The 24,480-nt window shown below is 66.4% G+C and carries 25 protein-coding genes and 1 tRNA gene; 18 read left to right on the top strand and 8 right to left on the bottom strand.

Annotation, left to right across the window (positions count from 1 at the left end; all coding sequences use genetic code 11):
* Genes AC07U1_RS19455 through AC07U1_RS19440 form a run of 4 tightly spaced genes read left to right on the top strand, consistent with a single transcriptional unit; the run spans position 1 to position 3,171 of the window.
* Positions 1-1,632 (top strand): nitrite/sulfite reductase, encoded by a 1,632-nt coding sequence (locus tag AC07U1_RS19455; protein WP_495177836.1) that lies wholly within the window; start codon positions 1-3, stop codon positions 1,630-1,632.
* Positions 1,625-2,038, top strand: coding sequence for a DUF934 domain-containing protein (locus AC07U1_RS19450; protein WP_056350571.1), 414 nt, complete (start codon positions 1,625-1,627; stop codon positions 2,036-2,038). Before AC07U1_RS19455 ends, AC07U1_RS19450 begins: the two co-directional genes overlap by 8 nt.
* A complete protein-coding gene (locus AC07U1_RS19445; protein WP_495177837.1) occupies positions 2,031-2,822 on the top strand; it encodes a phosphoadenylyl-sulfate reductase in 792 nt (263 codons plus the stop codon). Before AC07U1_RS19450 ends, AC07U1_RS19445 begins: the two co-directional genes overlap by 8 nt.
* Positions 2,823-2,880: 58 nt before the next feature.
* Entirely contained in the window at positions 2,881-3,171 is a 291-nt protein-coding gene (locus AC07U1_RS19440) for a GIY-YIG nuclease family protein (RefSeq protein ID WP_495177838.1), read from the top strand.
* A gap of 50 nt (positions 3,172-3,221) precedes the next feature.
* Here the strand turns inward: AC07U1_RS19440 and AC07U1_RS19435 are convergent, their stop codons facing one another.
* The gene (locus AC07U1_RS19435; RefSeq protein ID WP_495177839.1) at positions 3,222-4,733 is read right to left on the bottom strand and encodes a replicative DNA helicase; all 1,512 of its coding nucleotides are present in this window, start codon (positions 4,731-4,733) and stop codon (positions 3,222-3,224) included.
* Positions 4,734-4,978: 245 nt separating this feature from the next.
* Between AC07U1_RS19435 and AC07U1_RS19430 the strand changes: the two genes are divergently transcribed.
* The 9 genes from AC07U1_RS19430 (at position 4,979) to AC07U1_RS19390 (ending at position 12,052) form a co-directional block, all read left to right on the top strand.
* Positions 4,979-5,476, top strand: a complete 498-nt coding sequence (locus AC07U1_RS19430) for a UPF0262 family protein (protein WP_056350565.1) — start codon at positions 4,979-4,981, stop codon at positions 5,474-5,476.
* A 2-nt stretch (positions 5,477-5,478) separates the two neighbouring features.
* Positions 5,479-6,240, top strand: a complete 762-nt coding sequence (locus AC07U1_RS19425) for a glycoside hydrolase family 25 protein (RefSeq protein ID WP_492739216.1) — start codon at positions 5,479-5,481, stop codon at positions 6,238-6,240.
* Complete coding sequence (locus AC07U1_RS19420) at positions 6,237-6,692, top strand: cytidine deaminase (RefSeq protein ID WP_495177840.1); 456 nt, start codon at positions 6,237-6,239, stop codon at positions 6,690-6,692. The genes AC07U1_RS19425 and AC07U1_RS19420 overlap by 4 nt, the downstream gene beginning before the upstream one ends.
* Positions 6,693-6,731: 39 nt before the next feature.
* On the top strand, positions 6,732-7,286 hold the full coding sequence (dcd, locus tag AC07U1_RS19415) for a dCTP deaminase (RefSeq protein ID WP_056350559.1): 555 nt from the start codon (positions 6,732-6,734) through the stop codon (positions 7,284-7,286).
* Positions 7,287-7,452: 166 nt separating this feature from the next.
* On the top strand, positions 7,453-9,189 hold the full coding sequence (locus AC07U1_RS19410) for a cellulase family glycosylhydrolase (protein WP_495177841.1): 1,737 nt from the start codon (positions 7,453-7,455) through the stop codon (positions 9,187-9,189).
* A gap of 52 nt (positions 9,190-9,241) precedes the next feature.
* Complete coding sequence (locus tag AC07U1_RS19405) at positions 9,242-9,400, top strand: hypothetical protein (RefSeq protein WP_495177842.1); 159 nt, start codon at positions 9,242-9,244, stop codon at positions 9,398-9,400.
* Positions 9,401-9,485: 85 nt separating this feature from the next.
* Entirely contained in the window at positions 9,486-9,998 is a 513-nt protein-coding gene (locus AC07U1_RS19400; protein WP_495177843.1) for a DoxX family protein, read from the top strand.
* Between the two features lie 73 nt (positions 9,999-10,071).
* Positions 10,072-11,244: a saccharopine dehydrogenase family protein gene (locus tag AC07U1_RS19395; protein ID WP_495177844.1), complete on the top strand. Its 1,173-nt coding sequence runs from the start codon at positions 10,072-10,074 to the stop codon at positions 11,242-11,244.
* 7 nt (positions 11,245-11,251) lie between these two features.
* Positions 11,252-12,052, top strand: coding sequence for an acyl-CoA thioesterase (locus AC07U1_RS19390; protein ID WP_495177845.1), 801 nt, complete (start codon positions 11,252-11,254; stop codon positions 12,050-12,052).
* Between the two features lie 96 nt (positions 12,053-12,148).
* Here AC07U1_RS19390 and AC07U1_RS19385 read toward each other — a convergent pair whose 3' ends face one another.
* The 3 genes from AC07U1_RS19385 to AC07U1_RS19375 form a co-directional block, all read right to left on the bottom strand.
* Positions 12,149-13,498, bottom strand: coding sequence for an ATP-binding protein (locus AC07U1_RS19385; protein ID WP_495177846.1), 1,350 nt, complete (start codon positions 13,496-13,498; stop codon positions 12,149-12,151).
* Complete coding sequence (locus AC07U1_RS19380) at positions 13,495-14,229, bottom strand: response regulator (protein WP_056350548.1); 735 nt, start codon at positions 14,227-14,229, stop codon at positions 13,495-13,497. The genes AC07U1_RS19385 and AC07U1_RS19380 overlap by 4 nt, the downstream gene beginning before the upstream one ends.
* Before the next feature lie 128 nt (positions 14,230-14,357).
* Positions 14,358-14,978 (bottom strand): EF-hand domain-containing protein, encoded by a 621-nt coding sequence (locus tag AC07U1_RS19375; RefSeq protein ID WP_056350546.1) that lies wholly within the window; start codon positions 14,976-14,978, stop codon positions 14,358-14,360.
* A 221-nt stretch (positions 14,979-15,199) separates the two neighbouring features.
* Between AC07U1_RS19375 and AC07U1_RS19370 the strand changes: the two genes are divergently transcribed.
* On the top strand, positions 15,200-17,023 hold the full coding sequence (locus AC07U1_RS19370; protein WP_495177847.1) for a DUF885 domain-containing protein: 1,824 nt from the start codon (positions 15,200-15,202) through the stop codon (positions 17,021-17,023).
* Between the two features lie 155 nt (positions 17,024-17,178).
* Here the strand turns inward: AC07U1_RS19370 and AC07U1_RS19365 are convergent, their stop codons facing one another.
* Both AC07U1_RS19365 and AC07U1_RS19360 read right to left on the bottom strand, forming a co-directional pair.
* Complete coding sequence (locus AC07U1_RS19365; RefSeq protein ID WP_082545186.1) at positions 17,179-17,352, bottom strand: DUF1328 domain-containing protein; 174 nt, start codon at positions 17,350-17,352, stop codon at positions 17,179-17,181.
* Between the two features lie 190 nt (positions 17,353-17,542).
* A tRNA-Gly gene (locus AC07U1_RS19360) sits at positions 17,543-17,616 on the bottom strand.
* A 100-nt stretch (positions 17,617-17,716) separates the two neighbouring features.
* Between AC07U1_RS19360 and dinB the strand changes: the two genes are divergently transcribed.
* Entirely contained in the window at positions 17,717-18,847 is a 1,131-nt protein-coding gene (gene dinB / locus AC07U1_RS19355) for a DNA polymerase IV (RefSeq protein WP_495177848.1), read from the top strand.
* A gap of 92 nt (positions 18,848-18,939) precedes the next feature.
* Here the strand turns inward: dinB and AC07U1_RS19350 are convergent, their stop codons facing one another.
* Entirely contained in the window at positions 18,940-20,538 is a 1,599-nt protein-coding gene (locus AC07U1_RS19350; RefSeq protein ID WP_492740604.1) for a peptide chain release factor 3, read from the bottom strand.
* A 111-nt stretch (positions 20,539-20,649) separates the two neighbouring features.
* Between AC07U1_RS19350 and AC07U1_RS19345 the strand changes: the two genes are divergently transcribed.
* Positions 20,650-21,183 carry a hypothetical protein gene (locus AC07U1_RS19345; protein ID WP_495177849.1) on the top strand — a complete coding sequence of 178 codons (534 nt, stop codon included), beginning with the start codon at positions 20,650-20,652 and terminating at the stop codon, positions 21,181-21,183.
* Here AC07U1_RS19345 and AC07U1_RS19340 read toward each other — a convergent pair.
* Positions 21,158-22,597, bottom strand: coding sequence for a transglutaminase domain-containing protein (locus tag AC07U1_RS19340; protein ID WP_495177850.1), 1,440 nt, complete (start codon positions 22,595-22,597; stop codon positions 21,158-21,160). The two genes, AC07U1_RS19345 and AC07U1_RS19340, sit on opposite strands and share 26 nt — an antisense overlap.
* Positions 22,598-22,759: 162 nt before the next feature.
* On the opposite strand from AC07U1_RS19340, the gene AC07U1_RS19335 reads away from it, so the two are divergent.
* Positions 22,760-23,446, top strand: a complete 687-nt coding sequence (locus AC07U1_RS19335) for a hypothetical protein (protein WP_495177851.1) — start codon at positions 22,760-22,762, stop codon at positions 23,444-23,446.
* Between the two features lie 125 nt (positions 23,447-23,571).
* Positions 23,572-24,372 carry an enoyl-CoA hydratase-related protein gene (locus AC07U1_RS19330; RefSeq protein WP_056350503.1) on the top strand — a complete coding sequence of 267 codons (801 nt, stop codon included), beginning with the start codon at positions 23,572-23,574 and terminating at the stop codon, positions 24,370-24,372.
* Positions 24,373-24,480: the final 108 nt, after the last annotated feature.

Raw genomic sequence — 24,480 nt, 5'->3', positions numbered from 1 at the left:
ATGTATAAATATGACGAATATGACCATGCGATGGTCGCCGCCCGCGTTGCCGAATTTTCGGATCAGGTGAAGCGCCGCCTGGCGGGGGAAATCACCGAGGACCAGTTCAAGCCGCTGCGGCTGATGAACGGGCTCTATCTCCAGCTTCACGCCTATATGCTGCGCGTCGCGGTGCCCTATGGCACGCTCGACAGCCGCCAGATGCGCATGCTCGCGCATATCGCGCGCAAGTACGACCGCGATTACGGCCATTTCACCACGCGCCAGAATATCCAGTATAACTGGATCAAGCTGGAGGACGCCCCCGCGATCCTCGAGGACCTCGCGTCGGTCGAGATGCACGCGATCCAGACAAGCGGCAATTGCATCCGCAACATCAGTTCGGACCAGTGGGCGGGCGCCGCCGCCGACGAGATCACCGATCCGCGGCCCTGGGCCGAGCTGCTCCGCCAATGGTCGAGTTTCCACCCCGAATTCAGCTATTTGCCGCGCAAGTTCAAGATCGCAGTGATCGCCGCCGACGAGGATCGCGCCGCGATGCGGCTCCACGACATCGGCATCCAGATCGTCGAGAAGGACGGTGTCCACGGCGCCGCCTTTTACGTGGGCGGCGGCATGGGCCGCACCCCGATGATCGCGCCGCTGATCAAGGATTTCGTGCCGCTCGACGACATGCTGAGCTATGCCGAGGCGTGCCTGCGCGTGTACAACCGCTATGGTCGCCGCGACAATATCTACAAGGCGCGGATCAAAATCCTGATCCACGAGCTGGGCGCCGATGAATATCGCCGTCAGGTCGAGGCAGAATTCGTCCATGTGAAGGCGCTGGGCATCGACCCGCCCAAGGCCGAGTTCGACCGCATCGCCGCGCAATTCGCCCCGCCGCCGCTCGATGCTGCGGCGCCCGACGCGATCGATCGCAGCGATCCCGACTTCGCCGTGTGGGTCGACCAGAATGTTGCCAAGCACAAGGTGCCCGGCCATGCGATCGTCAACATCAGCCTGAAGCCCGTCGGCGGCATCCCCGGCGACGCGTCGTCGGCGCAGATCGACCTGATGGCCGACCTCGCCGAACAATATAGCCATGACGAACTGCGCGTCACCCATGCGCAGAACATCGTGCTGCCGCACGTCCGCAAGGCCGACCTCCATGCCATCTGGCAGGCGCTCGACGCCGCGGGGCTGGCGACGCCGAACCTCGACCTGATCAGCGACATCATCGCCTGCCCCGGTCTCGACTATTGCAGCCTCGCCAACGCGCGCTCGATCCCGGTCGCGCAGAAGATCGCGACGCGCTTTTCGGACCTTGGCCGTCAGAAGGAACTCGGCGAGCTCAAGCTTAAGATTTCGGGCTGCATCAACGCCTGCGGCCACCACCACGCGGGCCATATCGGCATCCTGGGGGTCGACCGTAAAGGCACCGAAAACTACCAGCTGTCGCTCGGCGGATCGGGCGCGGAGGACGTCAGCCTCGGCACGATCACCGGCCCCGGTTTCGATGAGGACGGCATCGTCGACGCCGTCGAACGCGTCACCGACAAATATCTCGCCGAACGGGCCGAAGGCGAGCGCTTCGTCGACACCTATCGCCGTATCGGCATGGCCCCGTTCAAGGAGGCGATCTATGGTTGAGCATGTGCACGCCGACGGCGAAGAACCCGCCGTCACTCTAGACGCCTTTCTGTCGCAGTCGAACGCGACCGCGGTGCGCCTCGAACCCGATGAAGATGCGCGCGCGCTGATCCCTCATCTCGACCGGCTCGCGCTGATCGAGGTCGCCTTCCCGAAATTCCGCGACGGCCGCGGCTATTCGTCGGCGCGCATCCTGCGCGAGGCGGGCTATGTCGGCGAACTGCGCGCGCAGGGCGACGTGCTGGTCGACCAGATCGCCTATATGAAGCGCTGCGGTTTCGACAGCTTCGCCGCCGAAAAGGACCTCAACCCCGCCGATGTCGAAGCGGCGCTGGCGCGCTGGCCCGAACATTATCAGGGCGCCGCCGACGGCGCGGTGCCGATCTGGAAGCTGAGGCATGGCTGAGGTGAGGAGTTCTCCGGACGACCGCTCCCGCGACCGGATCGACGTGGCGCCGCGTTTCACGCAGGCCGACGTCATTCGCCTGAACAACCTGTTCCGCGGCCAGGACGCCGCCGAGGTGGTGACCAGCGTGATCGGCGCCGGGCTGCTGGGCGAAACCGCGATCGTCTCGAGCTTCGGCGCCGAAAGCGCCGTGCTGCTCCACCTCGTGAGCCGCGCCGCACCCGACATGCCGGTGCTGTTCCTCGACACCGGCAAGCATTTCCCCGAAACGCTGGCGTACCGCGACGACCTCGCGGCGCGGCTCGGCCTCAATATCGTCAACCTGACCCCCGATGCCGCGGACCTGGCGGCGAAGGACGCGACCGAATTGCGCTGGTCCTACGACCCCGACGGTTGTTGCGAGATCCGCAAGGTCAAGCCGCTCGAAAAGGCGATGACCAATTTCGACGCCTCAATCACCGGCCGCAAGGGTTTCCAGTCGGCGACGCGCACCGGCCTGCCGCGCTTCGAGCTCGATGGGTCGACCGGCCGCCTGAAGTTCAACCCGCTCGCCAACTGGACCCGCGAACAGCTCGACGCCTATTTCGAAGCGCACGACCTGCCACGCCATCCGCTGGAGGCCGAAGGCTATCCGTCGATCGGCTGCTCGCCGTGCACGTCGAAGGTCCTGCCGGGCGAAGACCCGCGCTCGGGCCGCTGGCGCGGCTGGGACAAGACCGAATGCGGCATCCACGAAGTGGTGTCGCCGATCGACGACGATCCGGCGAACGACCCGGCGTTCTAGAATCTCGTCATCCCAGCGAAAGCTGGGATCGCTGGCGTCCTGATGCTAGCCTGCCGGCATGAGCAAGCGCGGCTGGGTATATATCATGACCAACAAGCCAGCCGGCGTTCTATACATCGGCGTAACCGCCGACCTGCCGGCTCGCATCTACCAGCATAAAACGGGGCAGGGCTCGGCCTTTTGCCGCAAATATGGACTGACGCGATTGGTGCTGGTCGAGGAGTTTTCGACCATTGGCGAAGCGATCGCGCGCGAAAAAGCGATGAAAGCATGGCAACGCCAGTGGAAAATCGAGCTGATTGAAGCGAGTAATGCCGACTGGTCCGATTTGTCGATCGCGATGATTTGAGAACGCCAGCAATCCCAGCTTTCGCTGGGATGACGGTGGTTTAGTGGCACTCACTCATAATCGTCATACGCCTGCCCGTCGTCGGCGAGGTCGCTGAACTTGGTCGTCTTCGCCTCGAAGTGCATACGGATCTTGCCGGTCGAGCCGTGACGCGATTTGGCGACGATGACTTCGGCGAGGCCGAAGACGCGCTCCATTTCCGCCGCCCATTCCTCATGCTGAGCATGGATTTTGACGTCGTCGCCCTCGACCGGGCGCTTGGGTTCTTTCGCGGCGACATAATAATCCTCGCGGAACACAAAGAGCACCATGTCGGCGTCTTGTTCGATCGAGCCCGATTCGCGAAGGTCGGACAGCTGCGGGCGCTTGTCCTCGCGGCTTTCGACCTGACGGCTGAGCTGCGACAGCGCCATCACGGGAACATGAAGCTCCTTTGCCAAGGTTTTGAGACCACGCGAAATTTCCGAAATTTCCTGCACACGATTGTCGCCGCTCTTCGACGATCCCTGCAAGAGCTGGAGATAGTCGACGATGATGAAGCCGATGCCGTGGCGGCGCTGCAGGCGGCGCGCGCGGGTGCGCAGGCCGGCGATCGTCAGCCCCGGCGTATCGTCGATATACAGCGGCAGCGTCTGGAGCGTCTGCGCCGCGCGGCTGAGCTGCTGAAACTGATCCTTACTGATCTTGCCCATGCGCAGCGCCTCGCCCGACACCCCCGACTGTTCGGCAAGCACGCGCGTCGCGAGCTGGTCGGCGGACATTTCGAGGCTGAAGAAGGCCACTTTCGCGCCCATATTCTTCTCGGGCGGAATGCCGTCCTCCTCGTCGCGGCGAAAGCGTTCGGCGGCGTTATAGGCGATGTTGGTCGCGAGCGAGGTCTTGCCCATGCCCGGACGTCCGGCGAGGATCATCAAATCGCTGTTGTGCATGCCGCCGATCTTGGCGTTCATGCTGCCGATGCCGGTGGTGATCCCCGACAGGTGACCACCCGAATTGAGCGCGCGTTCGGCCGCCTGCAGCGCGACGAGGCTCGCCTGACTGAAGCTCTTGACCGTTCCCATCTCGGCCTCGCCGCCCGCGACGCGGTAGAGCGCGGTCTCGGCCTCCTCGATCTGCGACTGCGGGTCGACGCGCTCGCTGGTGTCGAGCGCATTGTCGACGAGCACGCGGCCGACGCCGACGAGTTCGCGGAGCAGCGCGAGGTCGAAAATCTGCCGTGCGAAGTCGCGCGCGCCGATCAGCCCGGCACCGCTGCCGGTGAGCTGCGCCAGATAGCCGGGACCACCGACCGCCTTCATCGCCTCGTCGGCCTCGAAAAAGGGCTTGAGCGTCACCGGGGTCGCGATGCTGTTGCGCTCGATCAGCGCCATCGTGTGCTGAAAGATGCGCCCGTGCAGCGGTTCGAAGAAATGGTCGGGGGTGAGCGCGACGGGCAGGTCCTCGACGACTCGGTTGTCGATCAGGATCGCACCCAGAAAGGCGGCTTCCGCTTCAATATTGCGCGGCAATTGGCGGTCGTCCCCGGTCGGGGACGGGGTGGGAAACAGGGCTAACTCTGGCATGAGGTCACCATGCTACTGACACGCGGCGGGCGCAACCGGTCTTGCTTTGCCCTTCGACAGAGCTGTGGGGCGCCTTGGGGATAAGTCTGGAAACCCCCTCCCGTTTGTGTCGAGCGAAGTCGAGACACGTGAAGGCACGCGCTCCTTATGGGTGTCTCGACTTCGCTCGACACGAACGGGGATGTGGAGCGCATCGCGGATGTCCTCTTGCCCTTCATGCCCGGCCAAGTAGAAGCACCGACAGCATGACCGACGCCGACCCTTCCCAACAGCGCATCATCTCGATCGAGCTCGACGAAGGTTCGATCGTCTGGCGCAACGCCGACGTCGAGCAGGAGCGGCGCGTCGCGATCTTCGACCTGATCGAGGACAATAAGTTCGTGCCCCAGCGCGGCCACGCCGACGGCTATGCCGGCCCGTACCGGCTGACCCTGCGCGTCGAGGAAGGCCGGCTGATCTTCGAAATCGCGCGCGAGGACCATTCGCCGCTCGAGGCGATCATCCTCGGCCTCGGGCGTTTTCGCCGCCCGATCCGCGACTATTTCGCGATTTGCGATTCCTACTATCAGGCGATCAAGACCTCGACCGCGCAGCAGATCGAGACCGTCGACATGGCGCGGCGCGGGCTGCATAATGAGGCCGCCGAAATGCTGATGGACCGGCTCGACGGCAAGATCGCGGTCGATTTCGACACCGCACGGCGGCTGTTCACGCTGATCTGCGTGCTGCATATCAAGGGCTGACGATGGCGACGAGGGCGATCAAGAGCGGCGGGAAAGGTCCGGCCAGGCCGAAGCCCGACTGGCGCGGCGCGCTGCTGCGCCTGCTGAAGCGCACCGGCGCGGCGCTGCTGCTGATCCTGCTCGGCGTCGGCCTCGCCTTGTGGTGGGCCGCGCGCTGGGCGCCGGCGCGCGATCAATATCCCTGGCAGGGGGTGACGATCGACGCATCGAACGGTTCGGTCCAATGGGGGTCGATCAAGGCCGCGGGCGCCGATTTCGCCTATATCGCCGCGACCGGCGGCGCCGACCGCGCCGACCCGATGTTTGCGCGCAACATCAAGGGCGCGGCGGCGGCGGGGGTCCAGTTCGGTCCGATCCACCGCTACGACCTCTGCCGCCTCGCCACCGATCAGGCGGCGAATTTCATCCGCCATGTCCCGCGCCGCGCCGACGCGCTGCCCGCGGCGGTATGGCTCGACTATGACGACCGCTGCCCCGATCGGCCGACCCGCGCGCTGCTGCTGAGCGAACTCGCCACCTTCCTCGCGCAGATCGAGGCGCATATGGGCAAGCCGAGCCTCGTCGCGCCCAGTCCGGCGTTCGAGGCCGATTACCGCGTCACCAGCGGCATCGCGCGGACCGCCTGGCTGCGCCGCGACTTCTTCGCGCCCGATTATGGCGCGCACCCCTGGGCGATGTGGCAGGCGAACGACTATATGCGCATTGCGGGCGCCGACGGCACCGTCGGCTGGAACGTCGTGCGCCCCGACGGAGATATCCAATGAGCGACGAGACGGTCGAGGCGCTGATCGATGCGGCGCGCGATGCCGCGAGCCGGGCCTATGCGCCCTATTCGGGCTTTCATGTCGGCGCCGCGCTGCTGCTCAAGGACGGCAGCCTGGTGACCGGTGCCAATGTCGAAAATGCCAGCTATGGCCTGACGCTCTGCGCCGAAACCTCGGCGATCGCCAAGATCGCCAACGAAGGCTGGATCGGCGAGCTGGTCGCGGTCGCGATCATCGGCGGGCGGCCCGATGGCGACGCGCTGCTCGGCAGCGATCCGGTGCATCCGTGCGGACGCTGCCGCCAGATCCTGAACGAGGCCGCCGAACAGTCGCAGACCGACATCGCCGTCCATTGCGCCTCAGGCGATGGTTCGACGGTCGCGAGCTACAGGCTCAGCGAATTGCTGCCGCACAGTTTCGGACCCAAGGATATCGGCTTCGTTCGCGACTGACCGCTTGCGCGAATCCGCCCGCGCCGACAAGACAGCGCCATGGCCATTCTTTCCGACCGCTGGATTCGCGAAGCCGCCCAGACGCAGGGCATGATCGAACCGTTCGTCGAGGCGCAGCGCCGCGACGGGTGCATCAGTTACGGCCTCTCCTCCTATGGCTATGACGCGCGTGTCGCGCCCGAGTTCAAGATCTTCACCAACGTCGACTCGACGATCGTCGACCCCAAGGATTTTGACCCCAAGAATTTCGTCGACCGCGAAACCGACGTCTGCATCATCCCGCCGAACAGCTTCGCACTCGCCCGCACGGTCGAATATTTCCGCATCCCGCGCGACGTGCTCGTCATCTGCCTCGGCAAGTCGACCTATGCGCGCTGCGGCATCATCGTCAACGTCACCCCGCTCGAACCCGGCTGGGAAGGCCATGTGACGCTCGAGTTTTCGAACACCACCCCCCTGCCCGCCAAAATCTACGCCAATGAGGGCGCGTGCCAGTTCCTGTTCCTGCAAGGCAACGAGCCGTGCGAGATCAGCTACGCCGACCGCGCGGGCAAATATATGGGGCAAAAGGGCGTGACGCTGCCCAAGCTTTAACCAGCATCGTCATTGCGAGGAGCCGAAGGCGACGCGGCAATCCAGAGTCGCGTAACCCGCCCTGGATTGCTTCGCTACGTTCGCAATGACGAGGTTTAGAAACCGATCATTGCCCTACCATCAAAATTTGATAACGTTCCCATAGATCACAAACGGGGATGCCATCATGAAATTCGGGTCGGTCGCACTGGCGCTTGCCGCACTGTTTTCCCCCACCTCGGCCCATGCCGGGGGTTATCTGAAGGTCGAGGGCACGCAGATCGTCGATGACAGCGGCCAGCCCGTCATCCTGCGCGGCATGGGACTCGGCGGCTGGATGCTGCAGGAAGGCTATATGCTGAAGCTCGGCGAGCTCGGACAGCAGCACCGCATCCGCGCCAAGCTGGTCGAACTGGTCGGCGAGGAGCGGACGGCGACCTTCTACCGCGCCTGGCTCGACAACCACACGACCGAGGCCGACATCGCGCAAATGGCGGCATGGGGCTTCAACTCGGTGCGGCTGCCGATCCATTTCGACCAGCTGACCCTGCCGGTGGACAGGGAGCCGAAGGCGGGTATCGATACCTGGCACGAGGAGGGTTTCGAGCGCATCGACAAGCTGCTCGCCTGGAGCAAGGCGCACCACATCTACCTGATCCTCGACCTGCACGCCGCGCCCGGCGGGCAAGGCAATGACCTTGCGATTTCCGATCGCGATCCGGCGAAGCCTTCGCTTTGGGAGAGCGAAGAGAACCAGCGCAAGACAGTCGCGCTGTGGACCAAACTCGCGGCGCGCTATGCCGGCGAGCCGTGGATCGGCGGCTACGACCTGATCAACGAGCCCAACTGGAGCTTTGCGACGCCGGGCAAGGGCAATGGCTGCGACGAGACCGAGAACAAGGCGGTCTGGGACCTGCAGCAGCGGATCACCACCGCAATTCGCAGCGTCGACCGGAAGCACATCGTGATCGTCGAGGGCAATTGCTGGGGGAACAACTACAAGGGCCTGCCCGCGGCATGGGACGCCAATATGGTGCTCAGTTTCCACAAATATTGGAACCGCAACGACGCCGCGAGCATCGCCGACATTGTCAAGCTGCGTGAGAGCTATGGCAGGCCCGTGTGGCTCGGCGAGTCGGGCGAGAACAGCAATGTCTGGTATCGCGACGCGATCAAACTGGTTGAGGGCGAAGATATCGGCTGGAATTTCTGGCCGCTCAAGAAGATCGGCTTCAACCAGCCGCTCGAGATCGTCGCGGGCGACGGCTGGATGAAGATCACTTCCTGGGCGACCGGCAAGGGGCCGAAACCCGGCGCCGACGAGGCCTTTGCCGCGATGATGCGGCTGGCCGAAAACACGCGCTTCGAAAACAATATCGCGCATCCCGATGTCATCGACGCGATGATCCGCCAGCCGCACGATGCCAGCGCAAGGCCCTTCACCGCGCGTCGGCTGGACGGTGCGCCGCTCACCATCCGCGCGGTCGATTATGACCTGGGTCCGGCAGGCGTTGCCTATCGCGACAGCGTCGATGCCAATTATCATGTGGCGACCGGCGGCGAACGCACCCCCTGGAACAATGGCACAACCTATCGCAACGACGGCGTGGACATCGCGCGCGACGCCGACGGCAGCCCCTATGTCGGCGACTTCGTCACCGGCGAATGGATGCGCTACAGCCTCGACGCGGCCGCCGCCGGACGCGGCAGCGTGATGATCCGCGCGCGCTCGGCGAAGGGCGGGCGCATCGCGCTCGGCGACCGCGAAGCCACCCTCACCCCAAGCACCGGCTGGCAGGCGGTCACCCTGTCCGATATCGCGCTTCCGCGCGGCACCAGCGCCCTCACGCTGCGCGCCATCGCCTGCGATGATTGCGAAATCAGGGATTTGACGGTCGATCGCCAGCAATCGGGCGCTTCTTGACCCTATCCCGGCTTTCTCGCATATTCGGCCTTGTCCTGGAGGGGTTCATGACATGATCGATCAGGTTGTTCACGATGCCGATGAAGCGGGCGACGCCCGCAAGCACTGGTCTGTGCCGCGCCTGCGCAGCATCGTGCCCGCGCGCCGCACCCGAGGGGGAAGCGGAGAGCGGAACGGCGATGTCGACGACATCATCTACGACCTGAGCTGAGCTTCCCGCCCTCGCGGCGGAACCTCCCCGCCTCCCGCGCGTCCTGTCTGCACAAGCGGACGGGGCGCTGAGTGGAGGATGACCCATGTCCATGATCGCCGTCTTTATCGGCCGCCTGTTCATTGCCGTGATTTTCGTTGTGTCGGGGATCAACAAACTGATCCACGTCGCCGATACCAATGCCATGATTTCGGCGGCAGGACTCCCCGCCGGACTCGCGATCCCGACCGGCCTGTTCGAACTGGTCGCGGGCGTGTGCATCGCGCTCGGCATCGCGACGCGGCTGGTTTCGATCCTGCTCGCGGGTTTCGTGCTGCTCACCATCCTCTTTTTCCACCGCGAATTCACCGATCCGATGCAGGCGATGGCGGCGATGAAGAATCTGGCGATCGCCGGCGGGCTGCTCTGCCTGTTCGGCTATGGCCATACGCGCTGGAGCTATGACGCGCTGCGCCAGCGCCGCCGCGACGAACTGGCGCGCCACAATGCCGAAGCGCGCCTGACCGAAGCCGAATTGCGCGCCGCACGCGCCGAGGGCCGCGCCGAAGCCGTCGGTGCCCCGGTGGTCGTGGAGAAGCGCCCGTTCTGGCGGCGCTGACCCGCTTCGCGCTTGGCAAGGCGGTCGGCCTGCGCTAGCCTCCACTTAACGTTTACGTAAAGGGAGGTTTGCCATGGCCGGCGGGCGCGAGTTCGATATCATCGTCTATGGCGCGACCGGCTTTACCGGCCGCCTCGTCGCCGAATATCTGGTGCAGCATTATGGCTGCCGCGCCGACGCCCCCAAATGGGCGATGGCGGGGCGCAGCGCCGACAAGTTGGCCGAGGTGCGCGACCTGATCGGCGCGCCCAAGGACACACCGCTGGTCGTTGCCGACGCGGACGACCTCGCCAGCCTCGACGCGATGGCGGCGCGGGCGTCGGTCGTGCTGACCACGGTTGGCCCCTATCAGCTCTATGGCAGCGACGTCGTCGCGGCGTGCGTCAAGGCGGGCACCGCCTACGCCGACCTCTGCGGCGAGCCGGGCTGGATGCGCGAGATGATCGACGCGCATCAGGACGCGGCGAAGGCGTCGGGCGCGCGCATCACCTTCAGCTGCGGTTTCGATTCGATCCCCTTCGATCTCGGCGTGCTGTTCCTGCAGGCCGAAGCGGTGAAGCGCCACGGCCAACCCGCCCCGCGCGTCAAGGGCCGGGTGCGCAAGATGGCGGGCGGCGCATCGGGCGGCACGATCGCCAGCCTGACCGAAACGCTGAAGGCGATCGCGAAAAAGCCGTCGCTCGCGCTGCTGCTCAAATCCAGCTTCGCGCTCACCCCCGGTTTCGAGGGGCCGTCACAGCCGACCGGGTTGATCCCCGAATATGACGGCGCGACCGGCACCTGGACCGCGCCCTTCGTGATGGCGCCGATCAACACCAAGAATGTCCATCGCACCAATTTCCTGCTCGGCCACCGCTGGGGTGCCGACCTTGTCTATGACGAGATGGTGATGACGACGATCGGCGACGCCGGCAAGGCGATGGCCGAAGCGATGGCGAAGGCGAACCCGTTCGGCGAATCCAAGCTCAAGCCCGGCGAAGGCCCGAGCAAGGACGAGCGCGAGAATGGTTTCTACGACATATTGTTCGTTGGCGAATATCCCGACGGCACCAGCATCCGCGCCAGCGTCCAGGGCGACCGCGACCCCGGTTACGGCTCGACGTCGAAGATGCTTGCCGAAACCGGCATCGCGCTGCTCGCCAACAAGGGCGACGGCGGGGTGTGGACCCCCGGGGCCTTGCTCGGCGAGGCGCTGATCGACCGGCTTACCGCCAACGCCGGACTGACCTTCCAGATCGAGGAATAAGACCAGGATGACCACCTCTCCCAGCGCGCTCGACGCGCTGCTTTCGACGCTGCGTACCGAAGAGGGCGTGGCCAGGGCGCATATCGACGATGGCTGGATGCAGGGCCGCACCGCCTATGGCGGGATCAGCTCGGCGGTCGCGCTCGCGGGCGCGATGGCGCTGCACCCCACCGACACCCCGCTGCGTTATGCGCAGATCAGCTTCGTCGGCCCGGTCGGCGGCGATTGCACCGTCGCCACGCGCGTGCTGCGCCAGTCGAAATCCTCGCTGTTCGTCGATGCCGGGGTGTCGAGCGACATGGGCTTCGGCACCGCCGCGACCTTCGCTTTCTCGGGCGACCGGCCAAGCCACCTCGACCACAACAGCCTGACGATGCCCGACGCGCCAGCCCCCGAGAGCCTGCAGCCGGTGCCCGACCACAAGGCACGCCCCAGCTTCGTGCGCCATTTCGACATGCGTCCGACGACCGGTCCGCGTTTCGACTGGAAAAGCGACGTCGGCGACTATCTGACCTGGGTGCGCTTCGTCGAGGAGCCGGAATGCCATCCCGCGGTCGCGCTGCTCGCGATGGGCGACGCCCTGCCCCCTGCCGCGATGGCCTTGTTCACCGAGTTCGGCCCGATCAGTTCGATGAACTGGACGGTCAACATGCTGACCGGCAAGCCCGAAACCGACGACGGCTGGTGGCTGCTGTCGGCAAAGACCGGCTTCGCGCGCGGCGGTTTTTCGGTGCAGGACATGATGATCTGGAACCGCACCGGCGAGCCGGTGATGAGCGGCAGCCAGGGGATCGCGATTTACGCATAACGAACGTCGCCCCCGCGAAGGCGGGGCCCGCTGTCGCTTTGTGCCTCGGTCGCTGCTCCGGGCGGACTGCGGCCCCCGCCTGCGCGGGGGCGACGGTTAAACCGGCAGCACGATCGCCGCGTCCAGCCCCGACGTATCGTCGCGGTTGGCGATCACCAGCCGCCCGCCCTCGCCTTCGGCCAGCGCGTTTGCGATCGCGAGGCCCAGCCCCGCGCCCCCCGTCGCGCGATTACGCGACGCCTCGCCGCGCGCAAAGGGTTCGACGAGGTCGGCGATCAGCGCCGGGGCGATGCCCGGACCGTCGTCGCGGACGACCAGCCGCAGCTCGCCGCCGCTTTGCTCGACCAGCAGGGTCGCGCTGCCCGCATAAGCGAGCGCATTGTCGATCAGGTTGCGCAGCGCGCGCCGCACCAGCAGCGGCCGGCCGCTCAGTGGCGGCAGTGGCGGCAGCGCATCGGGGCCCGTCACCGGCTTGCCCATCACGCGATATTCCTCGCCCATCTGCGCGAGCAGTGTCGCGACATCATAGCGCTCCGCCGCCTCCTTGCCTGCGCCGCTGCGCGCGACCGCGAGGATATCGGCGAGCATCGCGGTCATTTCGTCGATCGTCGCGATCATCTTGTCGCGCAGTTTTTCGTCCGCGACCGCCTCGACGCGCACGCGCAGGCTGGCGAGCGGGGTGCGCAGGTCGTGCCCGACCGCGCCGAGCATCCGGTCCTTGTCGGCGAGCATCGTCCCGATCCGCGCCCGCGAGGCGTTGAAGGCGCCGATCACGTCGCGCACGTCCGACGGCCCCTGCTCGATCAGCGGCGGACCATCGCCCATCGGGTCGCGCCGCACCGCCTGCGTCAGTGCGCGCAGCGGCCACGCCGCGCGCCACGCGATCAGCAATATGGGAACGAGGATCAGCACATAGAGCAACAGCGTCTGCCAGATCAGGAAGCCCTGCAGCCTTTTGCCCTCGGCGGGAAGCCAGCTGCGCACCACGACATAACGCCCGCCGATCTTGGCCGAGACGATCGCGGTGCGCGCGGGACCGCGCATCTTTTCGGTCTTGTGCCGTTCCGGCAGCACCCAGGCGTGAACCTGTTCGGCGTCGAGACCCGCCTCATCCAGTTGCGCCGCGACATGCGCCGCGAGGTCGGCGTCGACGCGCGCGCGCGGCGGCGGCGCGAATGGCGTATCGCGGACCTGCAGCCGCGGATGGCGCTTTTCAGGGGACCGGCCGGGCGGGCCTTCGTCGGGATCGGCCATCGCGCCGCGCCGGTCGCGTTCGAGCGCGTCGATGATGCGCGCCACCGCCATGCCGCCGCCATTGGCATAGACCTGTTGCCGCTGCCCGCGCGCGAGCAGCGTGAAATTGATCGCCTGCGCGACAAACAGCGCCACCGCGACCGCGAACACCATCTGGCCGACGAGGCTGCGGGGCCACAGCCGCAATGTCACGCCGCGCCGCCCAGCCGCTTGACCTCGCAGGCGAGCGTATAGCCCCCGCCCCACACGGTCTTGACCAGCTGCGGATGGGCGGGGTCCGCCTCGATCTTCTTGCGCAACCGACTGATCAGATTATCGATCGCGCGGTCGAAGATATCGGCCTCGCGACCGCGCACGAGGTCGAGCAGCCGGTCGCGGCTCATTACCTGCCGCGGATGGCGCACCAGCGCGTGGAGCAGGTGATATTCACCCGACGACAGCGCGACCTCTTCGCCCGCCTCGTCGACCAGCACGCGTTCGACTTCGCGGAGCACCCACGGACCAAAAGCGAAGGCGGTGCCGCCGGGGTCGAGCGTGCGTCCGCCCGCCTGCGTCCGGCGCAGCACGGTGCGGATGCGCGCGACCAGTTCGCGCGGGTTGAAGGGTTTGACGACATAATCGTCTGCGCCGATCTCCAGCCCGATGATCCGTTCGGTATCCTCGGCGCGCGCGGTCAGCAGGATGACGGGAATGCTGCTCGTCTCGCGCAGATGGCGGGTCAGCGACAGCCCGTCCTCGCCCGGCATCATGATGTCGCTGACGACGAGGTCGATGCTTTTCGCGCGCAGCACCGATCGCGCCTCGGCGGCATTGGCGGCGTCGGTAACGGCGAAACCCTGCGCGGTCAGATATTCGGTCAGCGGCTCGCGGATCGACGGTTCGTCGTCGATCAGCAGGATGCGCGGCGCGTCGCTGTCACTCATCGAAATCGATCCTGCAAATGGTTCGCCCACCGGTCGGGGGACCGGTGGGCGATAGCTGGCAGGGACCAGCGGCAAAGGCAATGCCAGGGAGGGGAAAGAGCCTGCCGTTGCAGCCGGTCCGCTGCCGATTATTGGGCGGCGGGAGCCGCCGGCGGAGCGGCGCGCTTGGCCTTCCATGCGGCGCGCTGTGCCTGGCGTTCCTCGGCGGTCACCTGACCGTCCTTGTTCGCGTCGGCGGCGTCGAAGCGGGCGAGCGCGGCGGTCTGGAATTCGGCCTGGCTGATCGCCTTGTCGCCATTGGTGTCGGCCTTCATCATCATGCCGCCGCGACCACCGGGACCGCCATGATGGCCGCCACGCTTGCCGTGATGCCCGCCCATGCGGTGACCATCGCGCTTGCCGGGTTCGCCGGCCTCGGCGCGCTTCTCGCCACGTTCGGCACGCTTGGCGGCGCGGTCGGCCGATGCCTGATCCCATTCGGCCTTGCTGATATTGCCATCCTTGTTGGCGTCGAAGCGGGCGAAGGCGGCCGCCTGCATTTCGGCGCGCTTTGCGGCGCGGTCAGCGGCGTCGAGCTTACCGTCCTTGTTCGCATCCATCTTGGCGAACATCTCGGTTGCGCGGGCCTGCGCTTCGGCGCGGGTCACGGTGGCATTGCCGTCGGCCTTGGCGCCGATGCCCGGAGCGGCAAGAACGGGCACGGCGATCAGCGCGGCGCCCAGCGTCAAAAGGGTGAATTTCTTTCTCACGTAACGAACTCCTCGGGTCGCGGAGCCGAAGGGGGCCGGCTCTCGATGACACCCTTCTAGGCGCCACTTGTCCCAGCACCGTGCCGGTTTGGCGAAAAATTGTCGCAAAGTGTCGCAGAACGGTGGCGCGGTTCATGCTGCCGCAAGCGCGCGCGGCGCCGCCACGGTTGCGGCAATCGGACCCCGACCCTAGGCTTGCCGAAATCCAGGAGGAGAATCGCATGACCGACTACGCGCCCGATCGCCGTACCCTGTTGGCCGGCCTCGGCGGTCTTGCCGTCGCCGGCATCGCCGGGCCGGTCGCCGCGAAGGAGAGCGTCAGCGCCGATGCGCGGCTCGATACGTTGCTCTCCGCCCAATTCGAGCAAGGCCTGCGCGACGACCCGACCCGCGCGACGTCGCTCGGCCTCGACACCGGTGCCCGCGCCGCGCTGCGGGCGCAATTTCCCGACTGGTCGGCGGCCGGACGCGCGGCGCAGGCACGGCGCATCGACACCGACCTTGCCGCGGTTCGCGCGATCGCCGCCGATACGCTCGGCGATACCGCCCGCGTCGCCCACGATAGCGCCGAATTCGAGCTCGCGGCGCGCCAGCGGCTCGCACGCTTCGCCTATCACAGCGGCGGTTTCGGGCATCGTCCCGGCCCCTATGGCGTCACCCAGCTCGGCGGCTTCTACACCGGGGTCAGCACCTTCATGGACAGCCAGCACCCGGTGAAGGACCGAGCCGACGCCGACGCCTATATGGCGCGGCTCGCGGCGATCCCTGCCCTGCTCGACGCCGATACCGCCATCGTCAAGGCGAATGCCGCGATGGACGTCGTCGCCCCGCGCTTCATCCTCGACCAGGCGCTCCAGCAACTCGCGCGGCTGCGCGACGGCGATGTCGCGGGCAAGACCCTCGTCGCCTCGATCGCCCGGCGCAGCGCCGAAATCGGCCTCGGCGGCTATGGCGATCGCGCCGCCGCAACATTCGAAGGACCGATCCGCGCCGCGCTGACCCGGCAGATCGAGGCGCTCACCGCGCTGCTTCCGCGCGCCGGCGTCGTGGCGGGGGTCGCCCGCCTGCCCGATGGCGAGGCCTATTATGCCGCGACCCTCGCCCAGCATACGACGACCAGCCTGACCGCCGCCGAAATCCACCGCATCGGGCGCGAACAGGTGGCCGACCTGACATCGCGCATGGACGTGTTGCTGAAGGCGCAGGGCTATAAGGACGGCAGCATTCGCGACCGGCTCGCCGCGCTCGGCAAGGCCGAGGGGCAATTGTTCGCCAACGATGACGCCGGCCGCGCCGAAATGCTCGCCTATCTGAACGGCTTGCTCGTCACCGTGCGCGGCAGGCTGCCGCAGGTGTTCAGCCGCATGCCCAAAGCGCCCTATGAAATCCGCCGCGTCCCGCCCGAGATCGAGATCGGCGCGCCCGGCGGGTCGGCGCAGGCGGGAACCCCCGATGGGTCGCGTCCGGGCATATTCTTCATCAACCTGCGCGATACCGCCGAATGGCCACGCTACACGCTGCCGACCCTCGCCTATCATGAAGGCGCGCCGGGGCATTTGTTCGAGGGCGCGCTGAAATATGAGGATGCCGAGTTGCCGCTCTATCGCCAGGCGTCGTCGGTGACCGCCTATGGCGAAGGCTGGGGCCTTTATGCCGAACAGGTTGCCGACGAACTGGGCCTGTACGACGACGACCCGCTCGGCAAGATCGGCTATCTTGCGTCCTACGCCTTTCGCGCCTCGCGGCTGGTGGTCGACACCGGGCTGCACGCGATGGGGTGGATCCGCGAGCAGGCGATCGACTATATGGTCGAAAATTCCTCGACCTCGCCGACCGCCTCGCGGACCGAGATCGACCGCTATATCGTCTATCCGGGGCAGGCCTGCGCCTACAAGGTCGGCCAGATCGCGATCAGCCGCGTCCGCGACGAGGTCGCCGGCCGGCCGGGTTACGACATCAAGCGCTTTCACGATGTGGTGCTGGGGGCCGGACGGGTGCCGCTCGCGGTGCTCGAACGCCGCGTCCGCGCCGCCTTTCCGGCCTGACGCACCGCCTGAAACAGGTAAGCCCTGTCGCATCTCTGCGGCGGGGCTCCCTAGGTTCAGTCCGAAAACAAGAACCGATTTCCACTCTCACTTTCGGTCAAGCAGACCCATGAAACGCCGCGGGTCGCGATGGGTTCCCGGCGACGCCGAATTTTTTACACCACCTTCTTGGCGGCGAATGCGCCCATGATCACGAACAGCGCAACGAACGCCAGGCCGACGAAGAACAGGATCTTGGCGATACCGGCCGACGCGCCGGCGATGCCGCCAAAACCCAGGACCGCGGCAAGCAGCGCGATCACGGCGAAGATCAAAGCCCATTTGAACATATCAAGTCTCCTCAACGATCTGCACAGCGATGAGCGCGCGGCACCCGCCCCCGACGCGGCGCGATTGCGCCCCGTCGGAGAAAAACGACCCGCGGCCGCGCCTCGACAATCTGAATAATGAGTGCCTTAGCTAAACGGCGACCATCCGGAAAAGTTCCGGGATCGGATGCGGCGGCGATGTCGGGAGACCTGGAGCGGGTAGCGGGAATCGAACCCGCCTAGCTAGCTTGGAAGGCTAGAGCATTACCACTATGCTATACCCGCTCACCAAGGCCGGCGGCGATTGCCATTTTGGTCCGCCTTCGTCAAGCGCCGCGTCAGGCACGGCATTGAGAACATTTTGGCAACATGCTAGGCTGCGGACGTGGAAGACGGCGACGATCAGGCTGTGGACGCCGCGGACACCCGGGTCCGCAAGATCATCCATGTCGACATGGATGCCTTTTACGCGTCGGTCGAACAGCGCGACGACCCGGCCTTGCGCGGCAAGCCGGTTGCGGTCGGCGGGTCTTCGCGGCGCGGCGTGGTCGCGGCCGCGAGCTACGAAGCGCGCAAATTCGGGGTACGGTCAGCGATGCCGAGCGTCACCGCGAAACGCCAATGCCCCGGCCTCATCTTCGTGCAGCCGCGCTTCGAGGTGTATCGCGACATTTCGCACCAGATCCGTGCGATCTTCCGCGACTATGCCGACGAGGTCGAGCCGCTGTCGCTCGACGAGGCCTATCTCGACGTGTCCGCCGACAAGGGCGAGCTGGGCAGCGCGACCGCGACCGCGAAGCTGATCCGCCGCCGCATCCGCGACGAAACCGGACTCACCGCCTCGGCGGGCGTCTCGTACAACAAGTTCATCGCCAAGCTGGCGTCGGACCAGAACAAGCCCGACGGCATCACCGTCATTCCCCCCGGCAAGGGCGCGGCGTTCGTCCAGACGCTATCGATACGCCGCTTCCACGGCATCGGGCCGGTGACCGCGGCGAAGATGGAGGGGCTGGGCGTGTTTTCGGGCGCCGATCTCGCGGCGAAAGACCCGATGTGGCTGGCCGGGAATTTCGGCAACAGCGCCGAATGGCTGTTCAACCTGGCGCGCGGCATCGACCATCGGCGGGTGAAGTCGAACCGGCCGCTGAAGTCGCTCGGCGGCGAAAGGACCTTTTTCAACGATCTGATCGGCGACACCGAAATCCGCGAGGCGCTCGCGCATGTGTGCAGCGTGGTGTGGGACCGTGCCGCCAAGAAAGGCGCGCGCGGGCGGACAGTGACGCTGAAGCTGCGCTACGCCGATTTCAGGACGATCACGCGCGCGAAGTCGGTGCCGGCGCCGATCCTCGACGGCGCGGCGCTGCTCGCAGCGGGCGAAGCGATCTTGGCGCCGTTGCTGCCGACCGAACAGGGAATCCGGTTGCTGGGGCTAACGTTGAGCAAGTTCGAGGGCGAGGATGACGACGAGGATGGCGACGAAGCGGCGGGACCGGCCGATCTGCTGAGCCTTATTTGATCGTCATTGCGAGCGAAGCGAAGCAATCCAGAGTGGCGTAAACCGCTATGGATTGCTTCGCTTCGCTCGCAATGACGCGCTTATTGAAGGCCCTATTCCGCCAACGCGCCCAACCGCCGCTCCTTCGTCGCCGTAAAGCGGATGTCCGGATTGCGCTGGGTGATATAGCCCACCTCCCAGCCGTCCTTCGCCATGAACACCGGCGCGCCATCGCGGTCGGTGGCGCTCGCGCCGCGGTGCTCGGACTGGAACGCCTTGAGCTTCGCCGGATCGTCGCAGGCGATCCAGCGCGCGGTTTCCCAGGGCGACTGCTCGAGCTTCGCCTCGACCTTGTACTCGGCGTCCAAACGGCTGATCAGCACCTCGAGCTGCAACTGCCCGACGACGCCGACGATCATGTTCGCCCCGATTTCGGGATAGAAGACCTGGATGATCCCCTCCTCGGCCATGTCGTCGAGCGCCTTGCGCAATTTCTTGGTCTGGGTCGGATCGACGAGAGCGACGCGGCGCAGCAATTCGGGGGCGAAGTTCGGCAGCCCGGTGATCGTGATGTCGGTGCGTTCGGACAGCGTATCGCCGACGCGCAGCGTGCCATGGTTCGGGATGCCGATGATGTCGCCGGGGAAAGCCTCCTCGGCCATTTCGCGGTCCTGCGCGAGGAACAGCATCGGGCGGCTGATCGCGATCGCCTTGCCCGTGCCGCCCTGCATCAGCCGCATGCCGCGCTCGAACTTGCCCGAACACAGCCGCATGAACGCGATGCGGTCGCGGTGCGCGGGGTTCATATTCGCCTGCACCTTGAACACGAAGCCGGTGACGGCATCGTCGGCCGGATCGACCGGCGCCGGTTCGGCGGGCTGCGGCTGCGGTCCCGGCGCGTGGTTGGCGAGCGCCGACAGCAGGTCGATGATGCCGAATTCCTTGAGCGCCGATCCGAAATAGACCGGAGCCAAGTCACCGTTGCGGTATGCCGCAACGTCGAAGGGCGCGTAGCAGGCCGATGCCAGCTCGGTTTCTTCCTTGAGCAGCGCGAGCGCGCGCTCCGAAAGCTCCGCTGCCAGCGCCGGGTCGTCCAGCCCCGCAACCTTGGCGCGGTGACCTTCATACATCCGCGACGCGTCGCCACCCGGCTTCATGATCGCGGGATCGACCAAATCGTAAATCCCCTCGAACTGTCCACCCATCCCGGCCGGCCAGTTCATCGGGCACACGTCAAGCGCCAGCCGCTCGGCGATCTCGTCGAGCAGCTCGAACGGCGGCAGGCCCTCGCGGTCGACCTTGTTGATGAAGGCGATGATCGGCACCGAACGCAGCCGGCACACCTCGAACAGCTTCAGCGTCTGCGGTTCGATGCCCTTGGCGGCGTCGATCACCATCACCGCGCTGTCGACCGCGGTCAGCGTGCGATAGGTATCCTCGCTGAAATCCTCATGCCCCGGGGTGTCGAGCAGGTTGAAGATGAGCCCCGCATGCTCGAAGGTCATCACCGACGAGGTCACCGAAATCCCGCGCTGCTGTTCGATCTTCATCCAGTCGGAGCGCGCGCGCCGCGCGGCCCCGCGCGCCTTGACCTCACCCGCGATATGGATCGCGCCGCCGGCGACGAGCAATTTCTCGGTCAGCGTCGTCTTGCCCGCGTCGGGATGCGAGATGATGGCGAAGGTGCGGCGGTCGGGATGCGGAGCGATCATGGCGCGCGCCTAGCAGCGGCGCGGCGGCGTGGGAAGGGGCTGGCCTTTAGCGATTGCCCGGCGCTGCGATGTCTGGCATCTTTTGCCGACGGAGAGAAATGGAGGCGACCAATGTCCCTGTTCCCGCGGATTCAAAGCCCCTGCCCCTATAAGGGCAAGCTCAGCGACATCATGGACGGCGACACCTGCCGCCTCTGCCACCGCGAGGTGCATGATATTTCCGATCTGTCAGGCGCGGCGCGCCAGGCGCTGGTCGCGGGATGCAGCGACGAGATTTGCGTGAGTTACAAGGTGCCCGTGAAATCGGCGCTTGCCGCGATGGCGCTGAGCGCGAGCATGGCCACCCCGGCCTATGCCCAGATCGACGAGGTGCTGGCGGTCGACGGTGAACCGACGAGCGGCGAATATTGCCTCGAGGATAATTATATCATCGTCGGCGGGCTGAAAAAGCCGGGCGAAGTCGAATGGCTGACCGCCGATCTGGACAGCAGCCTGCCCGACATGCCGGTCGTCTATGACGACGAACCGGCGCCGACGGCCAAGGCGACACCTGCGTCCGCGCCCGTCGATGCCCTGGCGGACACCAAGGCGCGCGACGATCGCGATCCGCCGCCTTTGGTCAAGAATCGACCGGCCGCTTCCTGACCTCGGATATCGCGCGCCAGTCGAGCAGCGCCGCGATCTGGTTGGCCTCGACCATCGCCTCGGGTTCGCCATCGCCGAGGCTGAGCGCGATATGCGTCGCGTCGAAGCCGTTCAGCGAGATGTCGTAGCTTTTCCAGCGCCCGTCGACAAAGGCGATCACCCAGCTGTGCGGCATGAAGGCGTTGCTGGCGCCATGATAGCGCCCCGGCGAAAACACCAGCCCATGGACGACGCGCACCGGAATATCAGCCGCGCGGCCAAGCGCCGCGAGCAGCAGCGCATCCTCGGTGCAATCGCCGGCGCGACGCCGCCAGGCGGTGCGCGCCGAGACATAACCGTCGAAATCGATGCGCGGCAGCCGCGCCCGCGCGACGATCGCGAGCCGCGCCATCACCGCATCGTCGCTCTTCGCGCCGCGCCGCGCCTGCGCCGCCTTCTCCTTGAAGGCGGCATCGTTGCTCTGAACCCACTGGCTCGGCCGCCGCCAGCGTTCGAGATCGGCCGCCGCCGGGGCGGATGCCGGACCGCAGTCCTGGCAGATGTCGACCTGCCAGCCGTCGCCATCCGACTTGACGCGTTGCTCGCCGGTTTCGGGGACGGTGACGGGCACGTCCGCGGGAAGCCCGAAAACATAGCGCATCTGCCCGAGCGCCGCGCGCTGCGTCATATGGATATTGGGGCGATATTGTTCATGCGCGACGATGCGACCGCGCGAGAGCATATCCGCTTTGGTCAGCGGCCCCTCGTCGCGACGCCACGACAGCCCACTGCCGAGCAGCGGCTGGCGCGCCGCCGCCAGCTTGCCATCCGCATAGTCGAGCCAGCGCACCGACTGCAGCCGCCCGCCGCGCGAAAGCCTCAGCACCCAGGCATGATCGGTGCCGCTGCGTTTCGCCAGCGCCAGCCCGACCGGCCGGAATTGCAGCGACACGGGGTCGAATTCGGCGATCGACCAGCTGCGCGGCGCGGACGGTTCGGTCAAAAAAGGCGCCAGCGTGTCGGGATCGCCGATCGGCAGCACCGGCAGGACGGCGCTCACCGCGTGCCGTTCGTCCTCGTTGACGGCCTGCCCCTTCAGCGCGCCGTCCGACCGTTCAAGTTCGACGGTGAGTATCCGGCCATTGACGCTGCGCCGCCACCGCCAGCGTTGCGGGCGGCCATCGGCATCGACCGCGATCCGCAGCGTATCGCTGAGTTCGGTCGGGCCGTGGCCCGAAACCGTATAGGCGGTTTCGAGTTGCCGAACGCTTTCGCTGCCGCCTGCGGTCACCACGGTCCGCTCGGTCTGGCGACCGATCAACTGGTCGCTCTCGCCGCTGATGGCGATCGCAACCTCGTCGCTCGCGGCCGCCTGCCCGTCCGCCGTGACCGCGCCCGACAGCAGCAGTCCCGCCAGCGCTGCAGGGCGGAGCATGGAATTCGTGCGCGTTGCCGCCTTCGTCATCGTCCGCCATCGCCCCCTTGCAAATCGATCCCGTTCGCGCCCGCAACGTCGCGACCGTCCGCGTCGCTGTCAAAGGAAAAGGCGCGCCAGATCGGGCTGGATTCGCGGTGCAAACAGGCGCACGCTGGGCGCATGCGGAACCTCTTCCTCGCCCCGTTCGCCATGTTCCTGTCCGCCTTGCCGACCATCGGCGCGTCGGCTCAGCCGCCCGCCGTCCCCGCCACGGCAGCGCCCGGCCTGATCGGCGAATATCAGCTTGCCGAAGGTCCCGACGTCGGCGGGGGGCTGGAGATCGCGCCCGACGGGACCTTTCTCTATGCGCTCTACGCCGGCGCACTCGACGAGCGCGCCGGCGGGCGCTGGGAGCAGAGGGGCGACGCCGTCTGCCTGTTCACCGAACCCCGGCCGGTGCCGCCCGCCTTCGAAAAGGCGCCTCTGGTCGATGTCGACGGCGCGCAACCGACGATCTTCGTCAGCTGGCCGACCGGCGAAGGCGTTGCGGGGGTCACCTTCACCATCGGCTTCGACAGCGGCGACCCGGTCGAGGATTATACCCAATATTATGGCTGGACGATGCCCGAGGACGACAGGCGCGTCCCGCGCTGGGTCGAAGTGCACGAGTCGATCTATGATGTGACCGCGCCGCGCTATGAACTCGGCCCCGAAGACAAGGGGCGGCTGCATGTGCGGCTGGTGCCCAATGACATGGGCGTGGTCGATTTTCGGGGCGCCTGCCTCAGCGCCAGCGGCGACCGCTTCGTCCTGCGGCGCCGCGACGGCGAACTGCGCTTCGCGCGCGTGCGGGTGGGCGAAGAATAAGGCCCCTTCGGCCCACCGCTATCAAATCCACCCACCCGTCGCCCCTTGCACTTCCGATGCAAATCGGTCACAACTTTACGTGAACGTAAAGGTAAAGCCAAAACCCGCGAGAGGAGTTCTTCCCCATGACCACCCCCACCTATGAGATGATCAAGCTCGAAGTCGCCGACCATGTCGCGACGATCACGCTCAACCGCCCCGAGCGGCTCAATTCGATGCCCCCGGCGATGGCCGACGAGATTCGCGACGCGCTCGATCACCTGCCCGTCCTCGGCGCGCGCGCGCTGCTGATCACCGGCGAGGGGCGCGGTTTCTGTTCGGGGGCCGACCTTGGCGGCGACCGTGCCGCGTCGGCGGTCGGCGGCGGCGCCAACAGTCGCAAGGCGCTGCGCAACCACTATAACCCGATGCTGCTCGCGCTCGCCAATCTGAACATCCCGGTCGTCACCGCGGTCAACGGCCCCGCAGCGGGCGTCGGCTGCAGCTTCGGCCTGTCGGGCGACTTCACCTTGGTCGGCAAGTCGGCCTATTTCCTGCAAGCCTTCGTCAACATCGGCCTCGTCCCCGATGGCGGCTCGTCGTGGCTGCTGCCGCGCCTGATCGGCCTGCCGCGCGCGACGCAGATGATGATGCTGGGTGAAAAGATCGGCGGCGAACAGGCGGCCGAATGGGGCCTCGTTTACAAGTGCGTCGACGACGCCGACCTGCTGACCGAAGCGCGCGCGCTCGCGACGCGGCTGGCGAACGGCCCGACGGTGTCGCTCGGCACGATGCGCCAGATTTTGCGCGCCGGCCTGTCGCAAAGTTTTTCGGAAACACTGGACGCCGAAGCCAAGGGCCAGTTTGTCGCGGGTAACAGCGAGGATGCGGTCGAGGGCGTGCTCGCATTCGTCGAGAAGCGCAAGACGGCCTTCAAGGGGAAATAAGGAGAGCGTCGCCCCCGCGCAGGCGGGGGCCTGTATCTTACACACATCTGACGCTGCCGACGACAGAAGTGGTGTGTAGATCTCGGTGGTCGCCGTATCATTAAAAAA

Source organism: Sphingopyxis sp. GW821-FHT02C12, from assembly GCF_059421785.1.
The sequence above is the reverse complement of the archived record's forward strand: the minus strand, read 5'-3'. Positions and strand labels throughout refer to the sequence as shown.